This window comes from Poseidonocella sp. HB161398 (genome assembly GCF_005870025.1).
GTDB lineage: Bacteria > Pseudomonadota > Alphaproteobacteria > Rhodobacterales > Rhodobacteraceae > Mangrovicoccus.
Window position 1 is genome coordinate 37,994 of the sequence record NZ_VATA01000022.1, and the last position, 15,497, is coordinate 53,490.

At 68.6% G+C, this 15,497-nt stretch carries 17 protein-coding genes and 1 tRNA gene; 10 read left to right on the plus strand and 8 right to left on the minus strand.

What is annotated here, in order from left to right:
- The 4 genes from FGX59_RS17960 to FGX59_RS17975 all read right to left on the minus strand — a co-directional run bounded on the left by FGX59_RS17960 (position 1) and on the right by FGX59_RS17975 (position 4,938).
- Entirely contained in the window at positions 1–1,491 is a 1,491-nt protein-coding gene (locus FGX59_RS17960; RefSeq protein ID WP_138468515.1) for a capsule biosynthesis protein, read from the minus strand.
- A gap of 121 nt (positions 1,492–1,612) precedes the next feature.
- Complete coding sequence (locus tag FGX59_RS17965; protein WP_138468516.1) at positions 1,613–2,368, minus strand: ABC transporter permease; 756 nt, start codon at positions 2,366–2,368, stop codon at positions 1,613–1,615.
- A 66-nt stretch (positions 2,369–2,434) separates the two neighbouring features.
- Positions 2,435–3,643, minus strand: coding sequence for a glycosyltransferase (locus FGX59_RS17970; RefSeq protein ID WP_171060696.1), 1,209 nt, complete (start codon positions 3,641–3,643; stop codon positions 2,435–2,437).
- The gene (locus tag FGX59_RS17975) at positions 3,640–4,938 is read right to left on the minus strand and encodes a glycosyltransferase (protein ID WP_138468518.1); all 1,299 of its coding nucleotides are present in this window, start codon (positions 4,936–4,938) and stop codon (positions 3,640–3,642) included. Before FGX59_RS17975 ends, FGX59_RS17970 begins: the two co-directional genes overlap by 4 nt.
- A 126-nt stretch (positions 4,939–5,064) precedes the next feature.
- Between FGX59_RS17975 and FGX59_RS17980 the strand changes: the two genes are divergently transcribed.
- Positions 5,065–5,976 carry a glycosyltransferase gene (locus tag FGX59_RS17980; protein ID WP_138468519.1) on the plus strand — a complete coding sequence of 304 codons (912 nt, stop codon included), beginning with the start codon at positions 5,065–5,067 and terminating at the stop codon, positions 5,974–5,976.
- A gap of 85 nt (positions 5,977–6,061) precedes the next feature.
- Here FGX59_RS17980 and arsC read toward each other — a convergent pair whose 3' ends face one another.
- On the minus strand, positions 6,062–6,409 hold the full coding sequence (gene arsC / locus FGX59_RS17985; RefSeq protein WP_138468520.1) for an arsenate reductase (glutaredoxin): 348 nt from the start codon (positions 6,407–6,409) through the stop codon (positions 6,062–6,064).
- Positions 6,410–6,536: 127 nt separating this feature from the next.
- Between arsC and FGX59_RS17990 the strand changes: the two genes are divergently transcribed.
- Entirely contained in the window at positions 6,537–8,003 is a 1,467-nt protein-coding gene (locus tag FGX59_RS17990; protein ID WP_138468521.1) for an AMP nucleosidase, read from the plus strand.
- A 214-nt stretch (positions 8,004–8,217) separates the two neighbouring features.
- Positions 8,218–8,508: an HU family DNA-binding protein gene (locus FGX59_RS17995; protein ID WP_138468522.1), complete on the plus strand. Its 291-nt coding sequence runs from the start codon at positions 8,218–8,220 to the stop codon at positions 8,506–8,508.
- 56 nt (positions 8,509–8,564) lie between these two features.
- Here FGX59_RS17995 and FGX59_RS18000 read toward each other — a convergent pair whose 3' ends face one another.
- Positions 8,565–9,425, minus strand: a complete 861-nt coding sequence (locus FGX59_RS18000; protein WP_138468523.1) for an N-formylglutamate amidohydrolase — start codon at positions 9,423–9,425, stop codon at positions 8,565–8,567.
- Positions 9,426–9,593: 168 nt separating this feature from the next.
- Between FGX59_RS18000 and FGX59_RS18005 the strand changes: the two genes are divergently transcribed.
- From FGX59_RS18005 to FGX59_RS18025, 5 genes are all read left to right on the plus strand, one after another.
- Positions 9,594–9,668, plus strand: a tRNA-Val gene (locus FGX59_RS18005).
- An 84-nt stretch (positions 9,669–9,752) separates the two neighbouring features.
- Positions 9,753–9,878, plus strand: a complete 126-nt coding sequence (ykgO, locus tag FGX59_RS18010; RefSeq protein ID WP_010141322.1) for a type B 50S ribosomal protein L36 — start codon at positions 9,753–9,755, stop codon at positions 9,876–9,878.
- 176 nt (positions 9,879–10,054) lie between these two features.
- A complete protein-coding gene (locus tag FGX59_RS18015) occupies positions 10,055–10,438 on the plus strand; it encodes an NADH:ubiquinone oxidoreductase subunit NDUFA12 (RefSeq protein ID WP_138468524.1) in 384 nt (127 codons plus the stop codon).
- Positions 10,439–10,460: 22 nt separating this feature from the next.
- On the plus strand, positions 10,461–10,904 hold the full coding sequence (mlaD, locus tag FGX59_RS18020) for an outer membrane lipid asymmetry maintenance protein MlaD (protein WP_138468525.1): 444 nt from the start codon (positions 10,461–10,463) through the stop codon (positions 10,902–10,904).
- A complete protein-coding gene (locus FGX59_RS18025) occupies positions 10,901–11,284 on the plus strand; it encodes a DUF2155 domain-containing protein (RefSeq protein WP_138468526.1) in 384 nt (127 codons plus the stop codon). Before mlaD ends, FGX59_RS18025 begins: the two co-directional genes overlap by 4 nt.
- Here the strand turns inward: FGX59_RS18025 and aat are convergent.
- Both aat and FGX59_RS18035 read right to left on the minus strand, forming a co-directional pair.
- Positions 11,248–11,898, minus strand: coding sequence for a leucyl/phenylalanyl-tRNA--protein transferase (gene aat, locus FGX59_RS18030; RefSeq protein ID WP_138468527.1), 651 nt, complete (start codon positions 11,896–11,898; stop codon positions 11,248–11,250). The two genes, FGX59_RS18025 and aat, sit on opposite strands and share 37 nt — an antisense overlap.
- A gap of 80 nt (positions 11,899–11,978) precedes the next feature.
- On the minus strand, positions 11,979–13,283 hold the full coding sequence (locus FGX59_RS18035; protein ID WP_138468528.1) for an FAD-dependent oxidoreductase: 1,305 nt from the start codon (positions 13,281–13,283) through the stop codon (positions 11,979–11,981).
- Positions 13,284–13,486: 203 nt separating this feature from the next.
- Here FGX59_RS18035 and accB point away from each other — a divergent pair, with 203 nt between their 5' ends.
- Both accB and accC read left to right on the plus strand, forming a co-directional pair.
- Positions 13,487–13,978, plus strand: a complete 492-nt coding sequence (gene accB / locus FGX59_RS18040) for an acetyl-CoA carboxylase biotin carboxyl carrier protein (protein WP_138468529.1) — start codon at positions 13,487–13,489, stop codon at positions 13,976–13,978.
- Between the two features lie 5 nt (positions 13,979–13,983).
- Complete coding sequence (accC, locus tag FGX59_RS18045; protein WP_138468530.1) at positions 13,984–15,333, plus strand: acetyl-CoA carboxylase biotin carboxylase subunit; 1,350 nt, start codon at positions 13,984–13,986, stop codon at positions 15,331–15,333.
- The last annotated feature ends 164 nt before the right edge of the window (positions 15,334–15,497 follow it).

The window sequence follows — 15,497 nt, forward strand, 5'->3', positions numbered from 1 at the left end:
TCAGCGACGGTCTCGGATCGACATCACCACCAGCATGGCAACGCCCCAGATCACGAACAGGAAGGCCGTCGCGGTCAGCCCGTAGAGCACCCGCTGCGGATAGATCGAGCTGGCCGCGAGGGTCGGCTCGATATGCACGGCCAGGTAGCGGCTCTTGCGGCGGGCCTCGGCAACGGCGGCATCATAGGCGCCAAGCGCGGCAGTATAGGCCGCCTCGGCAAATTGCCGGTCGGCCAGCAGCTCCTCGTAGGTGCCCACGGCCGGCGCCTGGTCGCTGCCGACATTGGCGCGCTCTTCCTTGATGCGCTCGCGGATCGCCTCGATCATCCGGTCAGAGCGCTCCAGCCGGGGGTCGTCGTCCCGGGTGGTGGTGCCGACCAGCGCGTCGCGGGCGATCATCTCTTCGGCCAATCTGGTTTCCAGCGCGGTGATGACGCCCTCCTGCCCGGCCACGCTGGCCGAGGGATCGACGAACTGGCTGCTGCCGCGGAACTCCGCGACGGCCACGCGGGACTTCTTCAGCCGCTCCTCGGCGATATGCAGGTCGGCCTCGGCCTCCTTGATCGAGTCGCCCTCGGAGATGCGGCTGAGATCGTTGATCAGCGTCGCGCTCTCGTCGAGGATTTCCTGCGAGATCTTCTGCGCGTCCTCGGGCGAGAAGGCCCGGACCTCGAGATTGATCAGGCCGGAATCCGCCTCGTAGATCACCTTCACCGCCCGGCCCCAGTAGTCGATCATGTCCTCGAGCGTGGCATCGGGCTTCAGCGAGAAGACCGGGTCGACGTCATAGGCCGGGCTGAACATCGCCCGCAGGTCGAGCTTCTGGTCGGCGAGCTCGACCATGCGCTGCGACTGGATGAACTGGTAGAGCACGTCGGCATCCGGCGTGGTGGTGGTGCCGCCGATCCCGGTCAGGCCGAACACGGTCTCGATCGAGGTCGAGGTATCCTCCTTGTGGACGAAGAAGGCCGAATTCGACGCGTAGCGGTCCTGGGCATGCTCGTAGAGATAGTAGAAGGCGCCCGCCGCAGGCAGGAGCACCATCAGGAAGAAGGTGTAGAACAGGAAGCGGTGCTTGTGGCGCAGCCGTGCGCGCGGCACCGGAGCCATGCTCACGCGGTTCAGCGGCGGCTTGCGCCCGCCGGCGCCGCCGCCCTGCCCCGGGCGCGCGGGAACCGGCGCATCGGGACGGCGCGCGGGCACCGGGTTGCCCTCGACGGGCACCGGAACGCCTGCGGCCTTGGCCTCTGCCGCGCGCGGGCCGGGCCCGCGGCCGCCGGGCTTGCCGGGTCCGCCGGGCCGTCCGGGGCCGCCCTGCCGCCCGGGACCGCCGGGCTTGCGGCCCGGACCGGGACCGGGGCGCGGACTGTCTGCAGGCTCGGCCGGACCGGGCTTGCCGGAGATCACCTCGGGCGAGATTTCGGTTTCGTCATTTCCGGCCTGCTCGGGCTCGGAGGGGGTACCGCCCTGGGCGGATCGGGGGGTGTTCACTTTTGTCCACGCTCATGCTTCGCGGTTCAGATTAGGCTCGGACGGCCGGGGGCGCGCAATCTGTCATGACCGCGCATGCGCCCAACCGGTCCCGGCCTGCGGCGGCAGGAGTTTGCAGATCCTACATTTCGTACAGGATAACACGGTAGTAGCGCCGGAGGAAAAACAGACCCGCGAGCGCCGGCACGCTGGCGAAGAGGATGATGTAGGAAAGCGACACATAGGACGCGTCGTACTGGAAGTAGACGCCCTCGCGCATCAGCCCGACGATCTGCAGGATCGGGTTGAACCACAGCCAGTCCTGCAGCGCGGGCGGCAGCGAGTCATAGGTGAAGAACACGCCCGAGCAGATCAGCAACGGCCGCGTCGCGATCCCCCAGAGCTGCCGGTAGAGCGGGTAGTAGGAGAACATGAAGCAGTTGAACAGCCCGATCCCCAGCGCAAGGTACATGATAAGCGACAGCGCCAGCGCGATCTGGCTGATATTCATGATCATTTCCGGCTGGAAGATCACGATGATCCCGCCGAGGATGATGTAGAAGACCAGCATTTGCATCAGCGCGTTCAGCAGGAACCGCGCCAGGATCGCGTCGATGAAAGTGACGCTCGGATAGGCCAGAAGCTGCCGCGAGAAGGTGATCGAGCCCGAGATCTTGTTCGACAGGTCCATGTACATGCTGAAGGGCAGGAGCCCGGTCGCGTAGAACAGCATGAAGTTGTCGCCGACCGGCGGGGTCCGGACCAGGAGCGAGAAGCCCAGGGCCATCACCATGATGCCCAGAGTCGGCTCCAGCACCGCCCAGAGATAGCCGCCGGGCGATTTTCCGTAGGTCGTGGCCATCTCCCGCAGGATCAGCGCGCCGACGACGCGCGGCATTCGGGCAAAGGAATTCAGCAGGCTCAAACGGTCGGTGCCCCCATTACTGACATCACTGGAAGAGTCCTACAGCGTTTCCATCAGGACGAGAAGCTCTTCGGCCTGATCTGCGAAGCTGCGGCAGGGCACGGGTTCGGGATGGGCGTCGCGGTTCTGCAGTTCCTGGCCGAGAATGGCGGTCAGCTCTTCCGGGCTGGCGCCGATCGGCAGCCGCCGCGACTTCGCCCGGTGCTCGGTCGCGCCGCCGCCATCGGTCTGGATCACCCGCACGCCCCGGCTGATCGCCTCGCGCACCACCAGCCCGAAGGTCTCGCGCCATTGCGACAGGAAGAGCAGCACGTCGATCGAGGCGTAGAACTGGTCGATCCCGGCCGCCTGCTCGAAGCGCGGATGGATGTTCCACTGCCCGCGCATGCCCTGGAACATGCTCTGCCGCCACCAGCTGCCGTCGAGCGAGCCGTCGACGACGATGCCGCGGAAATCCGCGCGGTCGAGCCGCTGGAACGCCGCCTTGACCAGCGGCCAGCCCTTCACCGCCGAGGGCCCGCCGACGAAGCCGAAGGTCAGCTCGGGCGACTGCGCCCGCCGCACCGCCTGGTTGTCGAAGAAGCCCGGGCCGGGCCGGTTGATGCCATTCTCCCAGATCACGCTGCGCCGCGCGGGCAGGCCCGAGCGCAGCGACAGCCCGTGGGCGAAGCTGCTGGGGAAGGTCACCAGGTCGGCCTGGCGGATCGCCGAGAAGAGCTTCTCGTTGCGCTCGCCGAGCTGGCTGCGGCTGGAGACGCAGCCCACGCATTGCCGCAGCCGCACCGGATCCTGGCCGCAGTAGCGACCGTCGGGCTGGACCATGAACTGCCGCTGGCAGAGCCACCAGAAATCATGCACCGACAGCATCACCGGCAGCCCCTCGGCGCGCAGCCCCGGGATCAACCCGGCGCCCAGCCCCTGCAGGCAATGCAGATGGGCGACATCGGCGCCGACCTGGCGGGCGATCTGCGCCACCCGCGCGGTCATCTGGTCGTCCCAGTAGCGCAGCATCGGCTGCGGCCCTGGCGGCATGTTGATCCGGTAGGTGTCGATCCCGTCGCGATGGCTGCGGATCACCGCATAGGGCGGCAGTTCCTCGGCCTGCATCGTCGCGACCGCGCTCACCCTGAGCCCGGCGGCGCAGAGATGGCGCGACACTTCCTTCGCGACGATCGTTGCCCCGCCGTAATTGTCGGGATCGAAATGCACGTTGACCACGAGAACGTGGCTGAAACGGCTGGAAGTCACGACACGAGCCACTCCCTCAGGCCGGCATCGGTAATCCGCGCCGAGGCAGGATCGCTCCATTCCCGGTGCAGCTCGGCATGGGCGGCGCGGCCCAGCTCGCGGCCGCGGTCGGCGCGGGCGGCCAGCGCATCGAAGGCCGCGTCCCACTCCGCTTCGGTCTCGGCCAGCCAGCCGGTCTTGCCGTGGCGCACCGCCGCGGGCAGGTCGCCGAAGGGGCTGGCGATGACCGGCCGCCCGGCAGCGGCGGCGTCGAAGGCCCGCACCGCGCTCTTGCACAGGTTGAACGGATCGTCGGCCAGCGGCACCAGCACGGCATCCGCCTCGGCGAGCTGCGCCAGGTAGAGCGGATAGTCCTGGAAGGGCACCGGGATGATCTGGCGCACCAGCGACGGGTCGAGCCCGGCATGATGGTCGAGACCGTGGCCGATCAGCATCAGCCGCCGCCCGGAATCGGCGGCGAGGAAGCGCTCCAGCGCCGGACGCGCCACTTCGAGATCGCCCAGCCGCCCGTCCGAACCGCTGGCCAGCGCCAGGGTCAGCCCCGGCCCGCCCGCGACCGGTGCGGCGCCGGGAAGCCCGGCCAGCATGTCGGCATCGGCATAGTTGCGGCGCAGGAAGACCGGACGCGGCAGGAAGGCCCGCACCGCCTCGACCAGCGCCGGCGTGCTGACGCTGATCGCGTCGCAGGCGCCCATCACCGCGAGGATCCCCGGCGCGGCATCGGCGAAATGGCGGGTGAGGATCTCGGGCAGGCTGACCTGCGAGCCGGTGATCGCCGGCACGGAGAAGAGCGGGTCGTCGAGATCGTAGAGCACCGGCAGCCCAAGCCGCCGCGCCTCGTAGAGGTACATCCAGGTCCGCGCCCCGGGCTCCAGCCGGTAGAGCATCACATGGCTCGCCATCTGCAGCGCGGTCAGCGATTCCGCCTCGTCGCGGTGGTCGGCCGCGGCGAATCCCATGCCGCAGGCACGCGCCAGGCCGGACATCTGCTCCACCCGGTAGCGGGTGCATTGCGGCAGGCTGGCCTCGGCGATCACCGCCAGGTGGCGCTGCTGCGCGCTGCCCTGGCTGCCGAAGAAGACGCCGCTGCGGGCGAGATGCTGCCAGGTCGGTCCCAGCGCATAGATCGACCGCGCCGCGGTACCGAACCCCACCGCCTTCCCGACCGTTGTCTGGGCCAGCCGGATGCGGCCGTAATTCGCAACCCGGCCCAGAGCGGCACGCGTTCCCTCCTCGCGGGCGATGGTCCGGAGCCTGTTCGCCAGCGGAAGCGGATTCGGGACAGTATATGCCATCGCAACCCCGCACTTCTACCTGCCGAACTGCTACACCTACGGCGCCTTCTGGGCAATTCCCTCACTTGCCGCACGGTGGAAATCCGCCATAACGGGTAGCGCAACACGGGAAAGACAGAAGACGGCATGGCACAGATCACGGTCCTGCTCTGCAGCTACAACGGCGGCAGGCATCTCGGCGCGCAGCTCGACAGCTTCTCCGCACAGACCTGCCGGGACTGGAACCTGGTGATCGGCGACGACGGATCGCGGGATTCGACCCGCGCCATTGCCAGCGCCTTCCGCGATCCCGCAGGCCGGGCGCCCAGGATCGTCGAGGGTCCGGGCCAGGGCTTCGCGGCGAATTTCCTCAACCTGATCTGCGACGAGACCGACCCGCCCGGCTATGCCGCGCTGAGCGACCAGGACGATGTCTGGTTCCCCGGCAAGCTGGAGCGCGCGATGGCGCTGCTGGCCGGGACCGATCCGGACACCCCGGCCCTGGCCTGCGGCCGCACGATGCTGGCCGATGCCGCGCTGCATCCGCTGGGCCCGTCGCGGCTCCACCGGCATTTCGGCTTCGGCAATGCGCTGGTGCAGAACGTGGTGGCCGGCAACACGATCGTGCTGAACCCCGCGGCGCACCGGCTGATGCGCGCGGCCGGCCGGCAGAAGGTGCCCTATCACGACTGGTGGTGCTACCTGATGGTCACGGGCGCCGGAGGGCGCATCCTCTATGATCCGCGGCCCTGCATGCACTACCGCCAGCATGCCGGCAACGTGCTGGGCGAGAACCGCAGCCTGCGCGCGGTGATGCGCCGCGCGGGCTCCTTCGGCGGCGGCAAGTGGCGCGGCTGGTTCGAGGCCAACCTGGCCGCGCTGGAGAACTGCCGCCACCTGCTGACGCCGGAGAACCGCGCCCGGCTGGACGCCTTCGCCAGCCATGACCGCTCTACCGCGCTGGGGCGGACCCGGGCGCTGATGGCGATGGGGCCGCGCCGCCAGCGGGCGCTGGAAACCGCCGCGCTCTATGGCGGGACACTGCTCGGGCTGGCCTAGCAGGCCGCCGCGGAAACGGCACGCTCCCGGCCGGTTCAGAACCATGATCCCGGCGCCAGGCGGCAAGGGGCCTCGCCGCGGCTTGCTAGAGCAGCTCCTCCAGCCGCTCGGCCGGGCGGCAGAGCCGGACGCCCTTCGGCGAGGCGACGAAGGGCCGCTCTACCATCACCGGATCGGCGACCATCGCGTCGAGGATCGCGTCGGGATCGGCATCCGGCGCGGTCAGGCCCAGCTCGGCGGCGGCCGTGCCCTTGGCCCGCAGCGCCTCGGCCGGGGACATCCCCGCCACCGCAAAAAGCAGCTGCAGCTGCGGCCTGGTCCAGCCGGTCTTCAGGTACTCGACCACGACCGGCTCGTGCCCGGCATCGCGGATCGCCTGCAGAACCTTGCGCGAGGTGCCGCATTTCGGGTTGTGGTGGATGACGAACTGCATGGCCGGGCCCTTCCGCTGCCGCGCCGCTTGCCCGCGGCGCCGTCATCGGCTTATCACTTGTCTCTCCTGCGGGCACTGTGCCAGCGTGCCGCCAAGACCGGCGCATCACGCCGCGACAGGAGAGCCGATGACCCAGACCCTGCCCCTCGAGACGCCGCCCGCGCGGCCGCACCGCACCTTTTCCGACGCCGCCGAGGCGGTGGCCTTCCTGCGGGAGCTCTACGACGAGGCACGGACCTTCCTCTCGGAGCGCTTCGCCGCGACGCTGACCGGCGGCCAGGCGCGGGCGCGCTTCCGCGCCTACTATCCCGAAGTGCGCGCGGTGATGACCAGCTACGCCTCGGCCGACAGTCGGCTGAGCTTCGGCCATGTCACCGAGCCGGGGCGCTATGCCACCACGATCACCCGGCCCGATCTCTTCGAGAACTACCTGACCCAGCAGGTCGGGCTGCTCCTGCGCAATCACGGCGTGCCGGTGCAGGTCGGCTGGTCAGCGACGCCGATGCCGATCCATTTCGCCGCCGCCGGGCAGAAGGTCCCGCAGGAGGGCGCGCTCGACTTCCCGCTGCGCGACATCTTCGACGTGCCGGATCTGGCGACCACGAATGACGACATCGTCAACGGCTATGCGGTGACGCTGGAGGACGGCTCGATCCCCTTCGCGCCCTTCACGGCGCAGCGGATCGACTATTCGCTCGCGCGGCTGGCGCATTACACCGCCACCGATCCCGAGCATTTCCAGAACCACGTGCTCTTCACCAACTACCAGTTCTACGTCGAGGAGTTCGAGGCGATGGCGCGCCAGGCGCTGGCCGATCCCGCGTCGGGCTACACCTCCTTCGTCGGGCCGGGCAATTCCGAGATCACCAGCCCCGATGGCGAGCTGGCGCGGCTGGCCAAGATGCCCCAGATGCCGACCTACCACCTCAAGCGCGAGGGCTCGGCCGGGATCACCCTGGTCAATATCGGCGTCGGCCCGTCGAACGCGAAGACCGCGACCGACCATATCGCCGTGCTGCGCCCGCATGCCTGGATCATGGTCGGCCATTGCGCGGGGCTGCGGAACTCGCAGCGGCTCGGCGACTTCGTCCTCGCCCATGCCTATCTGCGCGAGGACCACGTGCTGGATGACGACCTGCCGGTCTGGGTGCCGATCCCGGCCCTGGCCGAGATCCAGACCTCGCTCGAGCAGGCGGTGGAGGAGATCACCGCGCTGAAGGACTACGAGCTGAAGCGGATCATGCGCACCGGCACCGTCGCCACGATCGACAACCGCAACTGGGAGCTGCGCGACCAGTCCGGCCCGGTGAAGCGGCTGAGCCAGTGCCGCGCGGTCGCCCTCGACATGGAGTCGGCGACCATCGCCGCCAACGGCTTCCGCTTCCGGGTGCCCTACGGCACGCTGCTCTGCGTCTCGGACAAGCCGCTGCATGGCGAGCTGAAGCTGCCCGGCATGGCCTCGGAGTTCTACAATACCCAGGTCAGGAGGCACTTGCAGATCGGGATCCGGGCCATGGAAATCCTGCGTGACATGCCTCTGGAGCGAATCCATTCGCGGAAACTTCGCAGCTTCAACGAGACCGCTTTCCTCTGACACCCGATTTGGCGTTGCAAATCTGCAACATCCAGCCCCGGCGGAGCGCCCTGAAAACAGCCTCAGCGGCCCTTCCGGGGCGTCAGGAGCATATTTTCTGTGGGCAAACCCGCCGATCGGCACGAAATCCTTTGTAAAGCGATTGAGTAGCTGATTCCCTTAGTTCTAAGGTGGGCGCCAAACCAAGAACCATACAGGCACAAGGAACGAAGCCGTGACCAAACCGCTGACGAAGACCCAGCTCGTTGCAGCCGTGGCAGAGGCCATGGAGACCGACAAGAAGACCGCGACCGCGGCTCTGGACGCCATTGCCGGCATCATCACCGAAGAAGTCGCCAAGGGCGGCGCCGTGACCCTGCCGGGCGTCGGCAAGATCTTCTGCCGCGAGCGCCCCGAGCGCATGGTCCGCAACCCGGCCACCGGCGAGCAGATCAAGAAGGAAGCCGACCGCCAGGTGAAGGTGACCATCGCCAAGGCGCTGAAAGACGTCGTCAACGCCGCCTGAGACCGGCCGACGAGACTGCCGGGGCCCCTCCGCGGGGCCCGGCGCACCCTGCCGCCCTATTCGGCGGCCAGCGGCATCTGCGGACGCGCCAGCTCGGCCACTTCCGCGATCAGCCGCGTCATCACCCTCTTGATCCGCGCGAATCCCTCATGGGGCACCAGGCTGCGCTCGTCCATGTAGAGCGAGCGGTCCAGCTCGACCTGCACCACGCTCTGCGACGAGGACGGCCGGCCGTAGCGCTGCGAGATATAGGCGCCGGCAAAGGGCGTGTTGCGCGCCACGGCCAGCCCTTCTGATTCGAACACCGCCTCGATCGCCGCGGTCACGTCCGGATCGGACGAGGCGCCGAAGCGGTCGCCCAGCACGACATCGGGCAGCCGGTCCATCGACATGCAGTGATGCTCGATCGCCTCATGCGGCATGGAATGGCAGTCGATCAGGATCGTCCGGCCGAAGGCCTGCCGCTGGCTGGAGAGCAGCGCCTGCAGCGCGTCGTGATAGGGATGCCAGTGTTCCGACAGGCGGCTCTGCGCCTCCTCGATCGGCAGCCGACCGCGGTAGATCGCCCGCCCGCCCGCGACGACGCGGGGAATCACCCCGAGCCCGGAGGTCACGCGCGGATTGTGCGCCAGCCGCCGCACGCCGTGAATCAGCGCCGGATCGAGCTCGTCCGCGGCGCGGTTGAGATCGACATAGGCGCGCGGCGTATGCGCGGCCAAGAGCGGAACGCCAAGCGCGGGCGCTTCGGCGATCAGCTTGTCCACATAGGCATCTTCGGACGATCTCAGCGTGTGCGGATCGAGAACGGAGGCTTCCAGGAAGGCCTCTGCATAGCTGCGGCCGGAATGCGGCGACGCGAAAATGGCGCCTGACAGCGGCTTATCCGGAAGGAACAGGTCGAAATGGGTCGTCGGCATCGGCTCTCCTCAGGCTTTCCTTATAGTCAGATTCTTTTCTCTGTCGAAAGGGCTTGCACCCCCCCGCGACTCTGATTAGAAGCCCCCCACCGACGCAGAGCAGCAGCGGAACGGAACGGAGGGCGGCGCCCGAAGGACCGGAAAGAGGCGGCAAAGCGGAAGGCTAGTGGGCGGTTAGCTCAGCGGTAGAGCACTACGTTGACATCGTAGGGGTCACAAGTTCGATCCTTGTACCGCCCACCATTGCCTCTCGGAAAACGGGCCCCCGTTTCGGGGGCCTTTGGCTTCAACCAGGCGCGGACGCGCCGCGAAATGAGGAGAAAGGCCATGAAGGTCCGTAACTCGCTCCGCTCGCTGAAGCAGCGTCATCGCGACTGCCGCGTTGTGCGCCGCAAAGGCCGGGTGTACGTGATCAACAAGACCCAGCGTCGCTTCAAGGCACGCCAGGGCTGAGCTGATCAGCATCTACGACGTCAAAGCCGCCCATCGGGCGGCTTTTGCGTTTTCTGAACCTTTCTGCGTCACGGCTTCGCGATGGGCCGTGCCATGCCCGCCACTTGCGACGGCGTGGCACTGGTCATTATAAGATGTCAGGTCCATATCTGGGCTGTCCGGAAGAAGGGGTTCCCATGGCGATCGTCGACACGCTCAAGCAGGCCGTCACCTGGTGGAACGGCCAGACACTCGGCACCAAGATCTTCACCAGCCGCCACGGCCGGAAGGTCGGCGAGGACGATCAGGGCAACATCTTCTACCAGACCGAAGACGGCAAGCGCCGCTGGGTCATCTATAACGGCGAGGCCGAGGCCAGCCGCGTGTCGCCCGACTGGCACGGCTGGCTGCACCATACCTGGGACGAGCCGCCCACGGACCGCCCGCTGGCGCACAAGCCCTGGGAAAAGCCGCATGCCGAGAACCTGACCGGCACGGTCATGGCCTATGCCCCCGCCGGCTCCATCCGCCGGCCCGAACCCGCCGCCCGCAGCGACTACGACGCCTGGTCGCCCGAATAACGGCCCGAAGAAGGGGACGTACATGTCCGAGAATGTTACCGAAGTCGCCGTCGGCGGGACCGTCCTGGCCGTCGCCGCAGCCTTCCTGCTCTACACGCTCAGCTCCACCGGCGGGATGACCAGCAATGCCGGCTATCCGCTGACCGCCAGCTTCCGCTCGGCGGAGGGAATCGGCGTCGGCACCGATGTCCGCATGGCCGGCGTCAAGGTCGGCTCCGTCACCTCGATGGACCTGAACCCGCAGAGCTTCCGCGCCGAGGCCACCGTGCAGATCCGCAACGGTATCGAGCTGCCCGACGACAGCGCCATCGTGATCTCCTCCGAGGGGCTGCTCGGCGGCAACTATGTCGAGATCCTGCCCGGCGGCTCGGTCGACAACTACGCGCCCGGCGACGAGGTGGTCGACACCCAGGGCGCCGTCAGCCTGATCAGCCTCCTGATGAAGTTCGTGGGCGGCGGGGAATGATCCGGAGCCTCCTGGCTGCGGCGCTCCTGGTGGCGGCCCCGGCCCTCGCGCCGGAGGCAGCCCGCGCGCAGGACAACATCCCGGTGCAGACCGCGCCGGTGGTGACGCTGCGCGGGCTCGACCGGCTGTCCGGCGAGCTGACCGAGTTCCAGGTCCGCGCCGGCAGCAGCACGACCTACCGCGATCTCGAGATTTCCGTGGCCGAATGCCGGGTGCCCGCCGACAACCCGACCGGCGACGCCTATGCCTATCTGACGATCAAGGACCGGCGCGCCACGGAGCCGAATTTCGAGGGCTGGATGGTCGCCTCCTCGCCCGCGCTCAACGCGCTCGACCACATGCGCTACGACGTCTGGCTGATCCGCTGCAGCAGTTCCTGAGGCGTCGCCACCGGCGCCCGGGCATCGAAGCGCGCCGGGCGCGGCAGCGCCCGCGCCAGCATCCGCCGGTATTCCCGCCGCGAGACCTCCTGCGCGCCCAGCCGCTGCAGATGCGGCGTGACGAACTGCGTGTCGAATAGCTCGAACCCCTGCCCTTTCAGCCGGTCGACCAGATAGGCCAGCGCCACTTTCGAGGCGTCGGTGCGGCGCGAGAACATGCTTTCGCCGAAAAAAGCGCCGCCGAGCGCAACGCCATAGACCCCGCCGACCAGCACCCCGTCGCGCAGCACCTCGATCGAATGGCCGAATCCCAGCGCGTGGAGCTCGCAGTAGAGATCGAAGATCGCGTCGTTGATCCAGGTCTCCTCGCGGTCGGCGCAGCCCGCAAGCACCCCGGCGAAATCGCTGTCGAAGCGGATCTCGAACTCGGCCCGGCGGATGCGCTTGGCCAGCGTGCGCGAGACATGGAACCCGCCAAGCGGCAGGATTCCGCGGCGGCGCGGATCGACCCAGAAGATCTCCGGGTCGTCACGGCTCTCGGCCATCGGGAAGACGCCCATCGCATAGGCGCGCAGCAGGATTTCGGGCGTCAGGTGAAGGCTGTCCATTGTCATCGGGGCCTAGTCGTCAGGCACCCGGACACTCAAGCGCAAAGCCGGGGCAGAGGCCAGTGGCATTCTGCCCCGTCCCCGCCTCAGGCGGCACTCAGGCGGTGGTGGATGTCCTCGGCGGCGTCGCGCCCCTGGGTCACGGCCTCTAACGTCAGGTCGCTGCCGCCGGTGGCGCAGTCGCCGCCTGCCCAGACCCCGGGCACCGAGGTCGCCCCGCCCGGCGCGATGGCGATCTTGCCCGCCTCCAGCCGGATGCCGCCCGGCGCTTCGCCCAGGCACTGGCCGATCGCCTTGAAGACCTGGTCGGCCTTCAGCCGGAAGGTGCGGCCCCCGGCGGCGCGCAGGAACTCGACCTCCTCGACGCCCTCGCCGCCATGCAGCCGCACCGGCTCGGCGCCGGTGACGATGCGCACGCCCTTCGAGGCGGCATGCTGGCGCTCGGGCGCGTGGACGCTCATCTCGGCCTCGCTGCGGCGGTAGACCATGGTGACGCTCTGCGCGCCGAGCAGCTTGGCCTGCACCGCTGTCTCCAGCGCGGTCATCCCGCCGCCGATCACCACCACGTCGCGCCCGACCGGGATCTCCTGCCAGCCCTGCTGGCGCAGCCCGGCGATGAAATCCACCGCGTCATGGACATTGGCCTTCTCCGCCCCCTCGGCGCGCAGCGCGTTCACCCCGGCCAGTCCCAGCGCCAGGAAGACCGCGTCATGCTCCGCGCAGAGCCCTTCGAGCGTCACGTCGCGGCCGAGCCGGAGGCCGGTGCGCAGTTCGATCCCGCCGATCCGCGCGAGCCAGGCGATCTCGGCCTGGGCGTAGCCCGCGGGCAGCTTGTAGGCGGCGATGCCGTATTCGTTCAGCCCGCCGGCCTTCTCGCGCGCCTCCATCAGCACGACGTCATGGCCGTGGCGCGCCAGCCGGTGGGCGCAGGCGAGCCCGGCCGGTCCGCCGCCGACCACCGCCACCCGGCGCCCGCTCGGCGCCGCGCGGACGAAGGGATGGCCGGGCGCGGCCATTGCCAGATCGGTGGCAAAGCGCTGGAGCTGCGCCACGGCCGGCGCCAGCGCCGCCGCCTCCTCGCCCAGGTCGCGGCAGATCCAGTCGAGCGGATTCACCCGCGCGCAGATCCCGCCGAGGATGTTGGTCTCGTAGAGCACCTGCGCGGCCCCGGCGAAATCGCCCTCGGCCATCTTCGCGGCAAAGCCCGCCAGGTCGGGCCCGTCGGGATAGGCCCGGGCCAGCTCGGCCAGCCCTTCCGGCGGGCAGGAGCGCGCCAGCGCTATCGCCTCCTCGGCGTCGAGCGGCGGCTGCGGTTCGGCGAAATTGCGGGCGAGGGACTCGGCATCGAGGCGCCGAGCGGCAATTCCCGGCGTGGTTCTGTCAGGGGCCATTTTCGGTTCTCCGCGTCTGTTCCTTGGGATCACAAGGTCGTTAATCCCCCCGGGCCGGGCGGACATTGAGCGAAATCAACCGAATCTGCCGCAGTGAACCGGACAAAGCGCCACGCGACAGCTTTCAACTGACCGAAACCTGCCATATATGACCGGGCCAAGACGGGTGATGAAACCCCATTTTGGATCCAGACGAGGCACGCATGACCGACAATCCGCACGGCGCCGATGTGGCGTTTATCGAAGCTCTGGCGAAGCTGCTGCGGGAGAACGACCTGAGCGACCTCGAGGTGAAGCGGGAATACGGCGAAGACGACAGCCTGACCGTCCGGGTCAGCCGCACCATGACCGTCGCGCCCGCCCCTGCCGTCGTCCAGGCCGCCGCCCCTGCCATGGGCGCCCCGGCCGCCGCCGCGGCCCCGGCCGCTCCGGCCGCGCCGCAGGAAGATCCGGCCGCCCATCCCGGCGCGGTCACATCGCCGATGGTCGGCACCGTCTATCTCCAGCCGGAGCCCGGCGCCCCGGCCTTCGCCGCCGTCGGCGAAAGCGTCCAGGCGGGACAGACGCTGCTGATCATCGAGGCGATGAAGACGATGAACCAGATCCCCGCCCCCAAGGCCGGCACCATCAAGCGCATCCTGGTCGAGGATGGCGGCCCGGTCGAGTTCGGCGCGCCCCTGATGATCATCGAGTAAGCCCCATGTTCAGCAAGATCCTGATCGCCAACCGCGGCGAGATCGCGCTCCGCATCATCCGGGCCTGCCGCGAAATGGGGATTGCCTCGGTCGCGGTCCACTCCACCGCCGATGCCGATGCAATGCATGTCCGCATGGCCGACGAGAGCGTCTGCATCGGCCCGCCCCCGGGCTCGGAAAGCTACCTGCACATCGCCTCGATCATCTCCGCCTGCGAGATCTCCGGCGCCGAGGCGATCCACCCGGGCTACGGCTTCCTCTCCGAGAACGCCAATTTCGTCCAGATCGTGCAGGATCACGGCCTGACCTTCATCGGTCCGACCGCCGATCACATCCGCATCATGGGCGACAAGATCACCGCCAAGGACACGATGAAGAAGCTCGGCGTGCCCTGCGTGCCCGGCTCCGAAGGCGGCGTGCCGACCCTGGACGAGGCCCGCGTGGTCGCCGCCGAGATCGGCTATCCGGTGATCATCAAGGCCACCGCCGGCGGCGGCGGGCGCGGCATGAAGCTGGCCAGGACCGCCGAGGACCTGGAATTCGCCTTCCAGACCGCGCGCTCCGAGGCGAAATCGGCCTTCGGCAATGACGAGGTCTATCTCGAGAAGTACCTCGGCAAGCCCCGCCATATCGAGATCCAGGTCTTCGGCGACGGCAAGGGCCAGGCCGTGCATCTGGGCGAGCGCGACTGCTCGCTGCAGCGCCGCCACCAGAAGGTCTTCGAAGAGGCCCCCGGCCCCTGCATCGACGCCGAAACCCGCGCGCGGATCGGCAAGATCTGCGCCGAGGCCGTGGCCGCGATCAACTATGCCGGCGCCGGCACGATCGAGTTCCTCTACGAGGACGGCGAGTTCTACTTCATCGAGATGAACACCCGCCTGCAGGTGGAGCATCCGGTGACCGAGGCCGTCTACGGCGTCGACCTGGTGCGCGAGCAGATCCGCGTCGCCGCCGGTCTGCCGATGGAATTCGTGCAGGAGGACCTCGTCCCCCAGGGCCACGCCATCGAGGTGCGCATCAACGCCGAGCGCCTGCCGAACTTCTCGCCCTGCCCGGGCCGGATCACCGCCTATCACCCGCCGGGCGGGCTGGGCGTCCGGATGGACAGCGCGATCTATGACGGCTACTCGATCCCGCCCTATTACGACAGCCTGATCGGCAAGCTGATCGTGCATGGCCGCGACCGCGACGAGGCGGTGGCCCGCCTGCGCCGCAGCCTGGGCGAGCTGATCGTCGACGGCATCGACACGACCGTGCCGCTCTTCCCGGCGCTCCTGACCGAGCCCGACATCCTGAGGGGCGACTACACGATCCACTGGCTGGAACACTGGCTGGAAGAGAAGACCAAATCCTGAGGCATCGCGGCGGCTCCGGCCGCCGCTTTCCGTTCTGGCGCCATCGAAATCGCGGTGATGTGGCCAGCCGCTCCGGCCCGCGGCGTTGACTTTCCGCCGCCGAGAGCCACCCTGCCCGGCAAGCCCGGCGCCCTCCGAGGGGCGCCATGACGATGACGCAGGAC